This is a genomic window from Leptospira abararensis, from assembly GCF_016918735.1.
GTDB classification, from domain to species: domain Bacteria; phylum Spirochaetota; class Leptospiria; order Leptospirales; family Leptospiraceae; genus Leptospira_A; species Leptospira_A abararensis.
Genome location: NZ_JAFFPR010000014.1, coordinates 36,035 through 50,820 on the forward strand (window position 1 = coordinate 36,035; position 14,786 = coordinate 50,820).

Genomic DNA, 14,786 nt, shown 5'->3' on the forward strand with positions numbered 1-14,786 from the left:
TGTTTATGATAGGAAGCCTTCCAGTGCTTCGGCAAGCGCTTCCAAACCCTCCGCAGTGGCATTTGCTGTTGTATCTGCTTTTGCTGAAATGGTAGAGAAATCGACCTCTGCTTCTAAACTAACTGATTCAATGAATAGTTTAGTCAAACGAACGACAGCCCAAGCAAATCCAATTCCTAAGGTAAATAGGATGATCAAATAAGCGATGATAAAATTAATGAAAATTTTTCCGCCAGTGATATCGGATCGGAATTTTTTTCCTTGGAAACTAGTTCTGTTCCAAATGTAATTTTGGACATCTGCCAAAAACCAGGAATAGTAGATTCCGAGAGTTACGATACTCAATAGAAATCCCTTTAAGTAGAGGAAAAAGATCTCTTTTCCTTCTGCAGAAAATCCAAAATTTGTATTTCCGTATCTGGTTCTGCTTTGTACGTAAGCTTCCTTTTCTGCAAAAAACCAAGGGTAATAAATCCCAAGTGTAATGATGGTTAATAGGATCCCTTTTCCATAAATTTTCGCCACTTCCAAAATTTTTCCATCGAATCCAAAGCGAAGGTTACGGTACCCAGTCCGAGAAGTCAGATACTTTCTACCTCCCACTACAATAATCGGGACCAAGGCAAGGAACACTCCGAGAGTCAGGACATACCCAACAATCATCCCAAAATATGGGATAGGAATATAAGCAAGGATGGTTTGGATGATATAGATTCCGAGATAAAGAACTATGAAAATTCCTAAGGCCTTCAGAAAACCTATGAATCGCTCTTTTCCTGTTCCATGAAAGGAAAAACGTTCCCCAGCCCATTCCAAATTTTCTGCCATAAATTTTTGTACATTGGTTCTGGCCCAAAAGCTATATATCCCCAAAGTTACTACGGTAAGAAACATATTCTTCAATAAAAGGATGAAGAGTTGCCCTCCCGTGGCATGGTATTGTAGTCTCGTATTGTTCATTGATGTCCTCAAAGGATGATTGGTGGGGAGATTATAAAAGATTTTGTAAATGGGTAAAGAAAAATATTTCCTATTCATTAGAAATACAATTTGTACGATTGAACCTAATTCATGACTTTTTTAGAAATCGCCGAACTTGTGTATCTTTAATCAAGTCTACCTGTACAGAATGCGAACCATTTTGATTTTTCTCTTCTTGAGTGTGGCTTTTTTATCCGAAGGATTTGCCGATTCGAGACAAGAACTGCCGCCGACTCTTGGTGATTTGAAGGGCCAAGACAAGTCCGTGCGTCAACCGCCTGATCGTAAGGACAAAAAAGGATGTTGTAAAATCAAATATCCCGCCGGTGGATATGATTTCTTTCTTGCGACCGAAGACGATTGTCGCGCTAGTTTATACTTTGACAGATTTTTAGGAGAAAACAACACTCTATGCTTTCGTTGGGAAGGGGAATAGAATTTGTCGATTTTATGGGCGTTCGAGAACAAGTATTACAAACACTAGTCAAAATATTTCCCTCTTATGATGCTTCTCTTGCCATTGCCGGTGGTGGGTGTAAGGCTTTTTATGCTTTGGGGGTTGGAAAGACTCTTCGTGAATGGGGGGTTCGTTTCACTGAGGTTTCTGGAGTGTCTGCGGGTGCTGCTATGGCCCTTTGTATTCTCTCCCAAACAGAAGAAGAATCGGTAGAATACTTTGAAGAAATCACAAAACGCAATTCGCGTAACTTTCATTTTTCGAATTTTCTTCGGGGAGAATCTACCTTTCCACACGAAGATATGTATCGGCGAACCATTCGTTTTGGAATGAAGTTCGATAAGGTTTTGGAATCAGGGGCCAAAGTCTGGATCCATTCTGTGAAAGCTCATCCCAAGGAAGATTCACTAAAGAATAAGTTCCGTTTGGCGAGACTTATCTCTGAAACAGGTAGGGCCTTTATTTTGGATGATCGAGACCGGTCGGATGGAATCCCTGCGAACCGGACTGCCGAGATGATTAAAAAATGGAATATGGTGGATGTGGATTTTACAGAAAAAGACTTTGTGAATTCAGAAACAATAGAACAATTCATTATGAACTCATCTTCAATTCCTCCTATTGTGGACTTTCAATCGGTTGATGATGAATATTATTTGGATGGGGGACTCACCAATAATATGGTCATCGAAACTTTTTCGCCTAACGCCAAAATCATCGGAATTCATTATGAACCGAATACGATTGTGGGTAAAGACCCAGAATTATTGGCAAAATCCTATTTGATGACTCCTTCTAAACCTCTACCTATTACCTCTTTTGATTATACCAATCCAAAAGGAGTTAGAGAAACTTTTGAATTAGGAAAAGCGGATGCCTTGGCCCAAAAAACGGCAATTCTTAATTATTTAAGATAGGATTGAAGGGCTTCTAAACCTTTTCGTAAAGTTTCTTCCTCTGAAATTAAGCTCACAACCAATATGCAGCGGTTATGCGAAAAGCCATACCAAGATCCAGGGTGTAAAAACACCTTGGTTTCTAATAAAATCTCTGCAACCAGATCTTCATCCTTTTTTTCCAAATCTAATTCAAATAAAAAATACCATCCTGCTTCTACTGCGGATTTTTTTTTGATTATCGGATTCTCTTCTGAAAAGAAAATACATTCTGCAAAGTTTCGCATAATTCTTGTTTGGATGCGATTTTGGATCATAAATTTCCAAGGTATAAGTTCTGGGGCCGCGAGTTGTACTGGAGAGTTGACAGAAAGGTAAGTATCGGCAATGAATCCTAAATTTTTCTGGATTTCGGATCTGTAGAGTTTTGGGCTTTGGTTCAAGATCCAACCTAGTTTGAGCTGAGGAAGTGCTAACATTTTAGAAAATCCATTGCAGATTAATAGAGGAAAATTAGGCGAATCAGGAATCTCGTGGGGCTGCCCAGAAAACTCATACCCTACAAAAACTTCGTCTAAAAGAATTGGAATTTTGACTTCCAATGCCTCCCATTCTTTCCAAAAACTCGCAGTGGTTCGAGAACCAGTTGGATTTGCGGGACTGACCAACACAATCAGTTTGGTTTTTGTACTTACACAATTGGCAATGGTTTCCGCAGAATAAATCCACTTCCCAGTTTCTGGATCTTCTTTTAGCGGGTAGTGGACTTCTTTTAGATTTTCAAGTCCAATTAAAAAACTAAATAACGGATAACCAGGGTTTGGTGTAAGGACTTCGTCCCCTGGATTTGTAAAAAGTTTAAAAATATAGGAATAGGCTTCCGAAGTACTGGCCGTAAGAATTAAGTCGGAGGTTTTGGATTGAATTCCTCTGTTTGTATATTCGGAAACAATGGTCGCTCTTGTGGATTCTAACCCTTCTGCCAGAGGGTCATACTGGCTGAGGTCCAAACGGGAAAGTATATGGGACAAAGCTCCCGGAGGGAATTCCAATCCTAATTTTGTAGGATTGGAATTGGTGAGATCCAAAATTGTTTTTCCTGACCTTTCCAGATTTTGTTTTGTTTGGTAGATTTTATTTTCTGAGTTTAAATCACCTAATAACTGAAAGCGGTTCGAAAATGAAAAAGGGAAATCAGCCAAATCATCCTGCTTGGTGTAAGTATTTCGCAATCAAACGAACGAGAAATCTAGGAGAAAATCGAACCGATTGTGCTAAAAGGAAATTAAAGAATCCCGTAATTTTTACGACCTTTTTTCCAAACAGAGCATCGAGTCCAATATCCACCACATCTTGTGATTTCATAATCAGAAAAGATGACTTAACTAAATTGATTTTCGTCATATTGGCTCTTTCGAAAAATTCAGTTTGAGTTGGTCCTGGGCAAACGCATGTTACAGTAACACCATAATCTCGAACTTCTTCGGCAAGTCCTTCACTTAAGGAAAGAACAAAGGCTTTTGAAGCATAGTAACTTGACATCAGTGGTCCTGGTTGGAAAGCGGCAGTGGAAGCAACGTTTAGAATATAACCTTCTTTGACTTTTACCATATCTTGTAAAAACAAATGGCAAAGTTCTGCGAGAGTAGTGACATTGAGTTGGATCAACTCTGCTTCTTTTGCAAAGGAATTCTTATGAAATTCACCGTTGAGACCAAAACCAGCATTGTTCACCAAACAGTGGATGTTTAGTTTTAGTTTTTTGACCGCTTTGTATAAAACTTCTGCCGATTTAGGTTTGGCCAAGTCTTGGGCGATGACGACACTTTGTAATCCGTATTTGGATTTGATTTCTGTGGCGAGCGCCTTCAATCGATCGGCACTACGTGCGACTAAAATGGGAGTAAAACCCTTTTTAGCCAAAGTCAGAGCAAAGTCTTTTCCGAGTCCAGTGGATGCACCTGTAATTAAAGCATATTTCATTAGGGAAATTTATTACTGAATGCAAAAGTTGGCAATTCGAAACTAAATAGTTTTGGAAATTTTGAACGGCTGGTCAATATTAGTTTTATGAGCCAACCTCTCACCCATCCGCTTCATACCATCCAAAAAGAAAGAGCCATCATCTTTATCCTTGCGGCCCTCCAATTTTTACACATCCTGGATTTTGTCATCATGATGCCTCTCGGCCCCGTGTTTATGGACAGTTTCAAAATCGATTCTGCAGCCTTTGGGTTGCTAGTTTCTTCCTATTCCATCAGTGCTGGTTTATTTGGACTGATTGGAGCTTTGTTTTTAGATTCCTATGATCGTAAAATGAGCCTTCTTGTATTGTTTTTTGGATTTTCTTTCGGGACATTGTTATGTGCTTTTGCTCCCAATTATGGATTTTTACTTTTTGCAAGGATTGTTGCCGGTGGATTCGGGGGAATGATTGGGGCTACTGTTCTTTCTATTATTGGAGATATCATTCCTGTATTTAGAAGAGGGGCAGCAACCGGTGTTGTGATGAGTTCCTTTTCTGTGGCTTCAGTGATTGGAATTCCGATCGGGCTTTCCTTAGCAAATAAATTCGGATGGCATTTCCCATTCCTCTCTTTGGCTATTGCTGGTTTTTTGATTCTACCGATTGGTTACAAAGTATTACCATCGATCCGTTACCATTTAGATTCAGATGTTCACCCGAAACAGTCCCAACTCAAATCATTAAAACAAGTGATTACCAAAAAAGACCATATGGCCCCTTTTCTTTTTATGGTTTTTTTGATGTTTGGTGGATTTACAATCATTCCTTTTCTTAGTCCATTTCTAGTCTCAAACGTTGGTTTAGCGATTAGTGATCTACCTTATATTTATTTCTTTGGCGGACTATTTACATTTTTTACTAGCAGATTCATTGGAAAACTGTCGGACCGTTATGGAAAACTAACTGTTTACCAAATCATTTCGATCATAGCTGTGATCCCGATCGTGATTGTTGTGACCTTAACAAAAACTTCCTTACCAGTAGTTCTTACCATCACAACTTTATTTATGATTTTAGTTTCTGGAAGGATGGTTCCTGCCTTTGCTATGATTACTTCCGCTGTGGAACCAAGAATTCGTGGAAGTTTTATGTCTGTGAATTCGGCCATCCAACAGATTTCTTCGGGCGCAGCATCTTATGTTGCCGGGCTCATTTTGGTACAAACTTCTGATAATCAACTAGTAAACTATGAATTGGTAGGAATGATTTCTGTATTTAGTTTGTTGTTTAGCGTGTATCTTGCTAAAAAAATAAAAATTGCTGGCTAAACTTTGAATTTTGTATAATCAACTAGCGAAGATTAGTTGATTCTACAATTCTAATTTACCAGTGTTAAGAAAATCGATAATCATTTGTTTTTGAGATGGAGTAATCATTTTTCGTTCTAATAATTGATTTAGAATTTCTGATGCAGTTCCAATTTCCATTCCATTCATTTCTGAAAAGATAAACTGAAAGTTTTTATCAATTCTATGCTCTCCGATATAGTTTATGAGTTTTTCACTCGTCTCTAAAATCAATTGTTGTCTTTCAATGAGTCCTTCCATTGTGGAAAGTATGATCGAAACTTCAGGATCGTCTGCAAATAATTGCATCATGTGTTCATAGATTTTTGGAGATTGTAATGGTAATTCGTAGATTGAATCTCCGAGTGCGGTATATAAAGATTTTTCTTCTTCAAAATCCAAACCAGTATATTTGTTAAGGTTTGATACAATTTCGGATGGTAATATTACTATAAACTGACATGCATATTCTGGTTCTTTTAAGTAACGAACAAAATACTGAATTAGATCGCAAATGCGTAAATAACTAACAAAAGTCCAATATTTAAAACTTCTTATATCAAACATGTGTTTGATTGATTTTTCCCTTTTAATGGAATCCCGAATGTTCATGTAATTTTCAAAATCACATTTGAAAAGATAACTCAAAGTGTGGTTTGAAAAGGACTCAATAATCTCTCGAACGAGTGTAGGTTCTCCAATATAAAGAAAATACGAAATTAGTTCTAAATTGTCTTTAGAGGTCCAAAGAAATTTTTCTAATGTTTTCGCAGGAATTTGAGAAAATGCAGAAAACCCAATTTTAAATGTAACTCTATCCTGTAAAAAGGCTTCTAGTTTATTTTTTGCAATACAATCTTCATCTAAGTCTTGTTTAGCGAATGAATGCCTGCAGCTAGGTGGGCAGGCTTCATATAAAGATGTACCAAGGAAACATTTAGGCATAGACTATTGTATTAATTCTCCGCAGTCTCTCATTTCGGGGGCATAAGGATTTTTTACTTCTCTCCCTGTCATTAACCAAGATTTATCGACCATAGGACAGTAAAATCGATTGTACTTAGATTGATTTGGCACTTCCGTTTTGATTTGGATCAATATTTCCTGAATTTTAGAAATTTTTTCGTAACTAGATTCTAAATCTACCCCGTTTGTGGGAAGGAGTGGACGTAAAGTTTCTGCCCAGGCCTTTAATTTGGGATGTCCACTCGTCCCCAAGGAATCAATAGATTCTGAAAATACTTTCCAGTTCGGTTTTGGGTCTTCTTTTAGATACTCTTCTAGTAGGATTTGGTTCTCTGCTAGGAGTTTTGCCGCTAGGTTTTCATGGGCAGTTTCAAAAGGAACGACCTCTTCCTTGCAAGAAAGGGCAAAAAAGGCTAAAACGATGAGTAATATCCGAAATGCATTCATAATTTGATTCTTTTTTCCTAAGTTGGAATTGGAATTCAAATTTTAGTTTCGAGTTTGTTAGAGGGAAATTGCTTTTTTCTCGACAAAGCCGGTTTTTCAAGCATGATGACAGAAAAGTTCACGAAGGTGTAATTCCATTATGATTATTGTAGAAGGCATTGGCCACGTCAGTATCCCAGTCTCCCAACTCGACACCTCTATCGATTTTTACAGGGACATTTTTGACTTCGAAGTGGAGACAAAGAAGGCGACTGAGGCAATTCTTTCTCTGGATTCCTTTCGAATCCGATTGGTGGTTGCAGAAGTTTCAGACAGATCTCTGCCAACCTTAAGTTTTGTGATGGATGTGGATGATTTCACTGAAGCCATCAGCGAACTGGAAGAGAAAAACGTGAAGATCATTAAAGGGCCAGAAGGAATTGATTCTGGAGAATCCCTCACGTTTGCGGACCCAAGCCAAAACTTAATCGAGATCTTCTACTCCAACTAAATCCTGCTGATTTTTAAATTCCCAATGAATATCTTCCTCTTGGCTTCTGAACTGAAACCAAGAGGTGGGAATGCCTAAACCTAAATTCCAATTTAAATAAGCTTATAGACGATTTTTTTTAAAGGACTAAGCTGCAAGTCGCAGATTCAGCCGTGATGTAAAACTGAGTCGCAACCCCTACTGGAAAAGGAATCACCGGGTCGTTTTGCAAAACGTAATCGGTTGCTCGGCACGATCTATCAAATACTCTCACAGTCACGACACTTTGGCAACCGATGGTCAAATTCCTAGATGATAATAATGTATCTGTGCGAAAGGCTTTCGTTTCATTTCCATCAAACTCTATGGATAAACTTTGGCCTTGTTTTAATTCAATTTCTGCGCCATATTGTTTGTTTGTCACCGCATAGCAGTCGATAAAGTATTCCATACCAGCACAATTCACACCTTCTTTCGAATTTGGTAAACAGGAGCCACCGGATTTTGATACTGTGATGAATCCCGAATAAGCTCCATCCGGAACTTTCGTATACAATTCGGTTCCAATGTTTAGGCTGATGGTAGCAATGATGTCATTGAATCGAACCACAGGATCGATTCCAAAGTTTTCCCCTTTGATGACAACTTCGGTAGCTGAATAGAGGGCATTTAGATTGTTCTGTGCAGGAGTTCCAATTTGTGGAGTTACAGAAGACACAACAGGGGGAGAGGTAAGAAGCGCGGCCAAAGGATCTTCCGATGAGGAAGATATACAGGAAAAACTGCTTCCAAGTACTAGTGAGAATCCGATTGTGTATAAAATCCTTCTCATGATCACTGTTTCCATTATCGGAAAATCAAAAGAGTTTTCATTTCTATTTTTTCATTCGGGGGAAATTCTATGAACACTGTCACTCTCCAAACCCACCATACTTATGTAGCATTGATGGAACTAAATCGTCCCGAAGCAAAAAATGCCATTTCCATCCAACTTTTGGAAGAACTAAGGGAAAGGATTCAAGAGGTTAAAACAAGCAAGGCACGGGCTCTAGTCATCATTGGTACGGGGGATTCCTTTTGTTCTGGGGCTGATCTAAAGGAAAGAAAATCCATGTCGGACTTACAGGTAAAACAATTCCTAAAAGATATCAACCTCTGTTTTTCTGAATTGGCAGGTCTTTCTATTCCGACGATTGCAGCGATCAACGGATTTGCTTTCGGGGGCGGATTAGAAATGGCATTATCATGTGATATTCGTTATGCGAGTGAGTCCGCGCAGATGGGACTTACAGAAACAAAATTAGGAATCATTCCTGGAGCTGGCGGAACACAAAGACTTTCCCGAATTGTGGGAGAATCCACAGCCAAAGAATGGATATTTTCTGGAAGAAAACTTTCGGGCAAGGAAGCCGTAGCACGAGGTTTGGTATCTCAAATATTTGAATCAGACCATTTACGGGAATCTTCTCTTGCCTTGGCACGGGAGATATCGGAATCTGCACCTATTGCGGTTTCTGCTGCTAAAAAAGCCATACATCGCGGGATGGAATTACCAATAGAATCTGCCCTAGAGTGGGAGAGGTTGTGTTATTTTGAGACAATAGGTACAAAAGATCGAATGGAAGCCTTACAGGCGTTTGCTGAAAAAAGAAAACCTAATTTTAAGGGAGAATGATCCGTGATTTTAACCGGAAAAGAAATTTTAAAAAGACTTGGTAGCGATATTAAAATCGAACCATACGATGCTAACTTACTAAACCCAAATTCATATAATTTGCGATTGCATGAAGACCTTCTTGTATATTCGGAATTTCCTTTAGATATGAAAAAACCAAATCCTGTACAAACTCTGAAGATACCGGAAGAGGGTTTGTTACTCGAACCGGGCACATTGTATTTAGGAAGGACCATCGAATTTACAGAGACTCATAATTTAGTTCCCATGTTAGAAGGTCGTTCTTCGATTGGGCGACTGGGAATGTTTGTTCATATTACTGCGGGTTTTGGAGATGTAGGGTTTAAAGGTTTTTGGACTTTAGAAATCCAAGTTACACATCCTTTACGTGTTTATTCAGGTGTTCAGATTTGCCAGATTTTCTACCATACAGTGGAAGGGGAAATCAGCGAATACAAATCAGGAAAATACCAAGCAAACCAAGGGATTCAACCATCTTTATTGTATAAGGACTTTGAAAAGAAATAGATTCTTGGGTTTTTAGAGAAGAATTTGGAAGTGAAATAGAGAACCTGCCTTCTCGGTGGAGGGCAGGTATTTCATGATTACAATTATTTTTTAGCTTTAAAGGTACAATCCCATCGAGCGTCATCTACGCTCATGTTACCAAGTTTTACCCAGTTGTTTGTCTTTCCAATGAAGGTAATGGAACAGAGTGTCCCCTTCAGATCCAAACGATTCCCACCTTCTAAGGAAGTGAATTTTCCACAGTAGGTTTTACCATCACGTGGGTTATAGATCTTTCCGTTTTTATATACACCTTCCCCAACATAGTCGAATCCAGTAATAAAAACCATTCCTAGGTTCGGACGGTTTCTTAGTTTTGGATCTTCGTTGTTATGGTCGAGATACGGAGTACCTGGAACGCCTTTGTCTTTCTCTTTTTCAGGGTAAGCATTGTCTTTGATACAAACCGTTTTACCGCAGTATTTATCACCACATTTGAAAATTTCGATGACTGAGTCTTTTTCAGGGGGTAGATAGCGGCCTAAAGCAACGTCGGCCTCTTGGGCAAGTAGAGAACTTCCGGCGAAGAGGATTGCCGTCCATACACTTAAAACAAGTTTTTGATTCATAAGGATCCTTATTCTATAAAATTGGATTCGCTTATTCTGACAGAATTTTGAATCTCTGGCAAGCTGGTTTTTGTAAATTAGCTGTTACAATTTAATAAAATGCCAGATTCATTATAACGATTTTAAATCGTATTTTGTATTATGTTTCATTCTAAATCGTTCTATTAAGAAAAAGACTAACCTCAATTAATTGAGGCTAGTCGCTTTTTCTAATAGTTTTGAAAGTTTGAGAACATTTTTGTTTGTTGGATCAATGGACTGGGCACGAGTTACGTAAGTAACCGCCCGGTCGACGTTTCCAAGCAATCGGCTAACATCGGCAAGGTTAATTAAGTTTTGAAAGTTCTCTGGGTCGTATTTCAAAGCTTCCTGTGCTGCTTTTAGTGCACTTTCATAATTCCCGAGTTTTTTCTCGGACATAGCTAAGTAATACCAATACTCACCTGAACCTTCGTTTTCCTTTAAAAATTCTGTCAGAACTTTTGCTGCAATGTCGTATTCTTTTCCTTTGTAACTCACAAGACCTAAAAACTTATTTAGTTTTTGGTTGGTTGCATCTCCGAGAAAGGCTTTTTTCATTACCGTAATGGCTCTTTCAATTTCTCCATTTTGATAAAGAACTTTTCCTTCTTCAAAGGCACCTGAAGTTGTGAGTGCTTCATCCCAATCATCGCCGGGAGTGTCAAAAAAGTCATCAATTGGTTGGTTTGATAAGTCTTCTTTTTCTGGTGTATGGAGGATTGGAGATCGTTCACTTTTGAAAACAACACTTAACATAGAGATATCATCTGTAATATCTCCCGATTTTTTTACGAGTTTCTCTACTTCGTAAATATCTCCGTCAGCTTGTTCCACAAAGCGAAGGACCATTGTCTCATCTTCATTAATGGTTCTAACATCTTCATCTGGAGTGAGATCGATATCATCCCGTCCATCGGAACCAAGAATCAACTGGTCTCCCGGTAGAAGTTGGAAGGTTTGTACTTCGAATGGATATTCTGAATCTAGTCCCAATTTACGAAGTTTTAATTCATCTTCTATGAAACTAGCCTTACCATCTCGGTAAAGAATACTATAAGGGTGTTCTGCGTTAAAATACCAAATTTTTCCGCTGTCATCATCGATCAACATGACTGTTGCCGAGATTACCATCGTTCCACTAAACGATTTGAATACGGCATTGACTTCTTCGTATACGTCTGTTAGCCACTCTTCAGGGGTTCGATTGAGAATTCTTTTATTACCGGCGGAACGTGCCATGATGGAATTCATGACCACACCCATTACCAAAGAACCACCGGCACCTTGCATGGATTTTCCCATAGCATCACCGTTCATCACCATGGTGTAACGATGGAAATCATCAGGTTTTCCTAACTTTAGGTTTCCAGTGATACAAATATCGCCACCAAGATCTCCGGTTTTATTTCGGAATTCAAAGGTTTTCTTTTGGTGAACAAAGAAGTCACAACGAATGTTATCTGATTTGTTTGCGTTAAAGAATAATGGTTTTGCAAGGAGGGAAGTGAGAAAGTAATCACCATCTTGTTGTACTTTCAAACGATGGATCTCATCCATTTTTTCCTGCAATTCTTTGGTTCGTTCCTTCACTTTTTCTTCTAAGTTTTCTGCGTAGTCTTGGAGTTCGCGTCTTGCGTCACGAATAGAAGAAACCATTCCATTGAAGGATTCTGCAAGGTAACCAATTTCATCATTTACTTTGATGGGAACTTCTACTTCCAAATTTCCTTGGTTTACTTTTTCCACCCCAGCGAGTAATGCATAGAGTGGATTCACAAGTGCAGAACGAAAGAAAAGCGGGAAAACAACTAATAAAACGAACATCACGATCGCAAGAATTACTAATTCGAGTTTTGCCGACTTGTGCATATAAGCCCTGTAATCTCGATAATTAAAACCAACTTCTCTGTTGATTTTGTTTTTCGAATCATAGGTCATATAAGCTACGTAATGCGAAACACCGTCTAAGTCTTTTCTGTAGTGTCTAGTTAAGTCTGGTTTGAAATAACGGAAGAATTTCAACATCTCAACCCGAAGGTCCCTTCCTGAAATTTCCTTCCCGTCCCACTTACAATCGCTTACATGTTTGAGAATAGCATCACGAAATGAATCTACGTTTTTAACTTTTTCGACGTATTTGACACCTTCTTCACAAAACTGATCAGGTAGAATGTCCCCGAGTTTGTTAGTATTGATAAAGGTTCTTCGGTTAAGTTTCTCGATTAACTTAGAGACTTCGGTCTTTAATTCTGCACCTTCAGAATCCGGATTTTCATCCAAAAACTGACTGATCGCATTCTTATAACCTTCAAAATAATAGGGTGTTTTAGATAGAATAGATTTAAGAGAATTTCGGTAATCAGATTCTCCAATCGAAACTACTTCATCATACAGGGCTGTATTGTAAAGATCTGCTTGGACAAGAGGAAGGTCCAGATTTACAGAAGAGGGCAGGTAAGCTTTTTTAAGGTTTTGGCCAGAGGAATCGTATTCGATGACAAATAAAATGTCCTTGGAACGTTCGCCCCCTTCCGCAACACGAAGGGCCTTTTGGATGGCAGTATTGTCAAAAGAGGATTCTTTTTCTTGGTCTACCAAGTAACTGAAGGCCTGCATGATTAGTAGAATTGTAACAAATGAAATTCCTACAATTTTTACCATGAAGGTAGTTCTTTCACTACTATTATTGATAAAAGTAATCGTGATAATAAAGAAGGTAAAAGTGAAAAGTAATACAAGCGCTGTTAGGTAAGTAGAACGCTCCATAGCACCATCACGGCTCATTACGTTGGTTATGTTTGGTACTACAGCCGCAATGAGAGCCGCAACCAACATGATAATGAGAGTTCCCCGTTTGTCTTTACTAACATGGAATATGCGATACCCAGGAAGGACAAGGAAGTTGATAAAAGAATAAGCTGCAATGAATAGACTTAAAATTCGGCTCGGTCCTTCGGAGTTAAAATCCCAATGGTGGGCAGTAAAGTGATACTTTCTTTCCCCTTGAGAAACGGTAACAAGAAACCAGAGAACAACAACGATGGCGATGGCATAAAGGATAGCCTGGAGGATGGTCGCTGCTTTTGGGTCTTCGTTATCTGGAAAACGAAAAAAGAACTGTCCGAAATGAATGATCCCGAAGATGATAAAACCGCCAGTGATCCAGCGATGGTAAGAAGCAATGGGATGGTAGTAAAAGGCTCCTAAAAGGTATCCGAACTGAAACAAACACAAAAACAAACAAGCCAACCCCATGTGTTTTGTGGCCACAGTTTTGTCTTTCAGCGAGAAAAAGAATGTAGTCAAGACCGCAAGGAGGACAGTGACAATTAAACTACCGAATGTATAATAATTTGTTAGTATGTGGTCAAGGGATAAAATGCTTTCACTCATAGGGTCTTCTAGTTGCTAATTTAATACGAAATCGTAACAGGCAGAAATTCGAAATCAATCCATTTTCCTACCTTCCCGAGCAAATCAGTCAGTCGCCTTTTTGCCCGGAGGGAAGGATAAAAATTAACGATTTGCGATAAAACAATCAATCCCGTCGTATTTCAATTTTGATTTGAGAGATTCGGCTTTTGTGCGGTCTGCAAAATCCCCAACTTGAACTACGAACTTTCCATCTCGTGGAGTTACGAACACAGATTGGTTGTATTCAGATTTCATGTTTTCTTGGTATTTTAATGCTCTTTCTTTTTCTTGAAAGACACCAACTTGAACAGTAAAACCTTTCCCAGCTGCTACTGGTTTCGCTACACCTGGTTTTACCGGTGTCAGTTTTTCTGGTTTTGTTGGAGCATCATCCAAAAGATCCGCATCATCTAAATCATCTCCAAGATCATCTTCCCCTTTTTTGAGAACTTTGATCCCTACTTTGGTAATCCCTTTGTCTTTAAACTCAAGAATCTCCGCAGTTTTTTCAGATACATCAACAATTCGTTCATCCACAAAAGGCCCACGATCATTGATACGAACTACCGCTTCCTTATTGTTTTCCAGGTTCTGGATTTTGATCACACTTCCGATGGGTAATGTTCTATGAGCACCCGTCATCTTCATTCGATCAAAAGGCTCACCACTCGCGGTAGGACGACCTTGGAACTTTTGTCCATACCAAGAAGACAATCCAACTTCATCAAACTGATCCGCTGGTTTTTTGGTTGGGATTGCTGCGGCAACAACAGGTGTTGCTGTTTTTGCATTAGAATCTAAATCGTCAATGATGGAGCGAGCCACTGGATCTTCCGATTTAGTGTTACTTGCCGGTTTTGACTTTCCAGACCGTTCGAAAAAAATATCTTCCGGATCGCCGGAAGCACTATAATCTCTTCGGGTAGCATCTGCAGAACTGCAGGACACTAGCCACAATACTATGGATATAAGTATGAGTCTTTGCATAACTTTCCCCTTCCTCTGGACTCTT

At 39.0% G+C, this 14,786-nt stretch carries 15 protein-coding genes; 6 read left to right on the forward strand and 9 right to left on the reverse strand.

Features of this window, described 5'->3' with window-relative positions:
* Positions 1-3: 3 nt before the first annotated feature.
* Positions 4-960, reverse strand: a complete 957-nt coding sequence (locus tag JWG40_RS04355; RefSeq protein WP_205284642.1) for a YjgN family protein — start codon at positions 958-960, stop codon at positions 4-6.
* Positions 961-1,141: 181 nt separating this feature from the next.
* Here JWG40_RS04355 and JWG40_RS04360 point away from each other — a divergent pair, with 181 nt between their 5' ends.
* The gene (locus JWG40_RS04360) at positions 1,142-1,417 is read left to right on the forward strand and encodes an LIC_11321 family protein (protein ID WP_232369169.1); all 276 of its coding nucleotides are present in this window, start codon (positions 1,142-1,144) and stop codon (positions 1,415-1,417) included.
* Entirely contained in the window at positions 1,393-2,355 is a 963-nt protein-coding gene (locus JWG40_RS04365; protein ID WP_205284644.1) for a patatin-like phospholipase family protein, read from the forward strand. The genes JWG40_RS04360 and JWG40_RS04365 overlap by 25 nt, the downstream gene beginning before the upstream one ends.
* Here JWG40_RS04365 and JWG40_RS04370 read toward each other — a convergent pair.
* Together JWG40_RS04370 and JWG40_RS04375 are read right to left on the reverse strand one after the other, a co-directional pair.
* The gene (locus JWG40_RS04370; protein WP_205284645.1) at positions 2,343-3,536 is read right to left on the reverse strand and encodes a pyridoxal phosphate-dependent aminotransferase; all 1,194 of its coding nucleotides are present in this window, start codon (positions 3,534-3,536) and stop codon (positions 2,343-2,345) included. The two genes, JWG40_RS04365 and JWG40_RS04370, sit on opposite strands and share 13 nt — an antisense overlap.
* A 1-nt stretch (position 3,537) precedes the next feature.
* Positions 3,538-4,317 carry an SDR family NAD(P)-dependent oxidoreductase gene (locus JWG40_RS04375; RefSeq protein WP_205284646.1) on the reverse strand — a complete coding sequence of 260 codons (780 nt, stop codon included), beginning with the start codon at positions 4,315-4,317 and terminating at the stop codon, positions 3,538-3,540.
* Between the two features lie 87 nt (positions 4,318-4,404).
* Here JWG40_RS04375 and JWG40_RS04380 point away from each other — a divergent pair, with 87 nt between their 5' ends.
* Positions 4,405-5,628 carry an MFS transporter gene (locus JWG40_RS04380; RefSeq protein WP_205284647.1) on the forward strand — a complete coding sequence of 408 codons (1,224 nt, stop codon included), beginning with the start codon at positions 4,405-4,407 and terminating at the stop codon, positions 5,626-5,628.
* A 42-nt stretch (positions 5,629-5,670) separates the two neighbouring features.
* Here the strand turns inward: JWG40_RS04380 and JWG40_RS04385 are convergent, their stop codons facing one another.
* Positions 5,671-6,591, reverse strand: coding sequence for a cyclic nucleotide-binding domain-containing protein (locus JWG40_RS04385; RefSeq protein WP_205284648.1), 921 nt, complete (start codon positions 6,589-6,591; stop codon positions 5,671-5,673).
* 3 nt (positions 6,592-6,594) lie between these two features.
* Complete coding sequence (locus JWG40_RS04390; RefSeq protein ID WP_205284649.1) at positions 6,595-7,098, reverse strand: DUF3347 domain-containing protein; 504 nt, start codon at positions 7,096-7,098, stop codon at positions 6,595-6,597.
* Between the two features lie 100 nt (positions 7,099-7,198).
* On the opposite strand from JWG40_RS04390, the gene JWG40_RS04395 reads away from it, so the two are divergent.
* On the forward strand, positions 7,199-7,549 hold the full coding sequence (locus JWG40_RS04395) for a VOC family protein (protein WP_205284650.1): 351 nt from the start codon (positions 7,199-7,201) through the stop codon (positions 7,547-7,549).
* A 118-nt stretch (positions 7,550-7,667) separates the two neighbouring features.
* Here JWG40_RS04395 and JWG40_RS04400 read toward each other — a convergent pair whose 3' ends face one another.
* Positions 7,668-8,360, reverse strand: a complete 693-nt coding sequence (locus JWG40_RS04400) for an LIC10067 family putative lipoprotein (protein ID WP_205284651.1) — start codon at positions 8,358-8,360, stop codon at positions 7,668-7,670.
* Between the two features lie 69 nt (positions 8,361-8,429).
* On the opposite strand from JWG40_RS04400, the gene JWG40_RS04405 reads away from it, so the two are divergent.
* Positions 8,430-9,203 carry an enoyl-CoA hydratase-related protein gene (locus tag JWG40_RS04405; RefSeq protein WP_205284652.1) on the forward strand — a complete coding sequence of 258 codons (774 nt, stop codon included), beginning with the start codon at positions 8,430-8,432 and terminating at the stop codon, positions 9,201-9,203.
* A 3-nt stretch (positions 9,204-9,206) separates the two neighbouring features.
* On the forward strand, positions 9,207-9,731 hold the full coding sequence (dcd, locus tag JWG40_RS04410; protein ID WP_205284653.1) for a dCTP deaminase: 525 nt from the start codon (positions 9,207-9,209) through the stop codon (positions 9,729-9,731).
* A gap of 83 nt (positions 9,732-9,814) precedes the next feature.
* Here the strand turns inward: dcd and JWG40_RS04415 are convergent, their stop codons facing one another.
* The 3 genes from JWG40_RS04415 to mpl36 form a co-directional block, all read right to left on the reverse strand.
* Positions 9,815-10,339, reverse strand: a complete 525-nt coding sequence (locus JWG40_RS04415) for a DUF2147 domain-containing protein (protein WP_015681222.1) — start codon at positions 10,337-10,339, stop codon at positions 9,815-9,817.
* A 186-nt stretch (positions 10,340-10,525) separates the two neighbouring features.
* Complete coding sequence (locus tag JWG40_RS04420) at positions 10,526-13,753, reverse strand: SpoIIE family protein phosphatase (RefSeq protein WP_205284654.1); 3,228 nt, start codon at positions 13,751-13,753, stop codon at positions 10,526-10,528.
* A 123-nt stretch (positions 13,754-13,876) separates the two neighbouring features.
* On the reverse strand, positions 13,877-14,761 hold the full coding sequence (gene mpl36 / locus JWG40_RS04425) for an RlpA family plasminogen-binding lipoprotein MPL36 (protein WP_205284655.1): 885 nt from the start codon (positions 14,759-14,761) through the stop codon (positions 13,877-13,879).
* Positions 14,762-14,786: the final 25 nt, after the last annotated feature.

What these genes read in the sequence shown, in the direction of transcription:
- mpl36 (WP_205284655.1), bottom strand. Translation starts at nt 14,761, where the DNA reads ATGCAAAGACTCATACTTATATCCATAGTATTGTGGCTAGTGTCCTGC.
- JWG40_RS04365 (WP_205284644.1), top strand. Translation starts at nt 1,393, where the DNA reads ATGCTTTCGTTGGGAAGGGGAATAGAATTTGTCGATTTTATGGGCGTT.
- JWG40_RS04415 (WP_015681222.1), bottom strand. Translation starts at nt 10,339, where the DNA reads ATGAATCAAAAACTTGTTTTAAGTGTATGGACGGCAATCCTCTTCGCC.
- JWG40_RS04405 (WP_205284652.1), top strand. Translation starts at nt 8,430, where the DNA reads ATGAACACTGTCACTCTCCAAACCCACCATACTTATGTAGCATTGATG.
- JWG40_RS04400 (WP_205284651.1), bottom strand. Translation starts at nt 8,360, where the DNA reads ATGAGAAGGATTTTATACACAATCGGATTCTCACTAGTACTTGGAAGC.
- JWG40_RS04355 (WP_205284642.1), bottom strand. Translation starts at nt 960, where the DNA reads ATGAACAATACGAGACTACAATACCATGCCACGGGAGGGCAACTCTTC.
- JWG40_RS04395 (WP_205284650.1), top strand. Translation starts at nt 7,199, where the DNA reads ATGATTATTGTAGAAGGCATTGGCCACGTCAGTATCCCAGTCTCCCAA.
- JWG40_RS04420 (WP_205284654.1), bottom strand. Translation starts at nt 13,753, where the DNA reads ATGAGTGAAAGCATTTTATCCCTTGACCACATACTAACAAATTATTAT.
- JWG40_RS04380 (WP_205284647.1), top strand. Translation starts at nt 4,405, where the DNA reads ATGAGCCAACCTCTCACCCATCCGCTTCATACCATCCAAAAAGAAAGA.
- JWG40_RS04375 (WP_205284646.1), bottom strand. Translation starts at nt 4,317, where the DNA reads ATGAAATATGCTTTAATTACAGGTGCATCCACTGGACTCGGAAAAGAC.
- JWG40_RS04385 (WP_205284648.1), bottom strand. Translation starts at nt 6,591, where the DNA reads ATGCCTAAATGTTTCCTTGGTACATCTTTATATGAAGCCTGCCCACCT.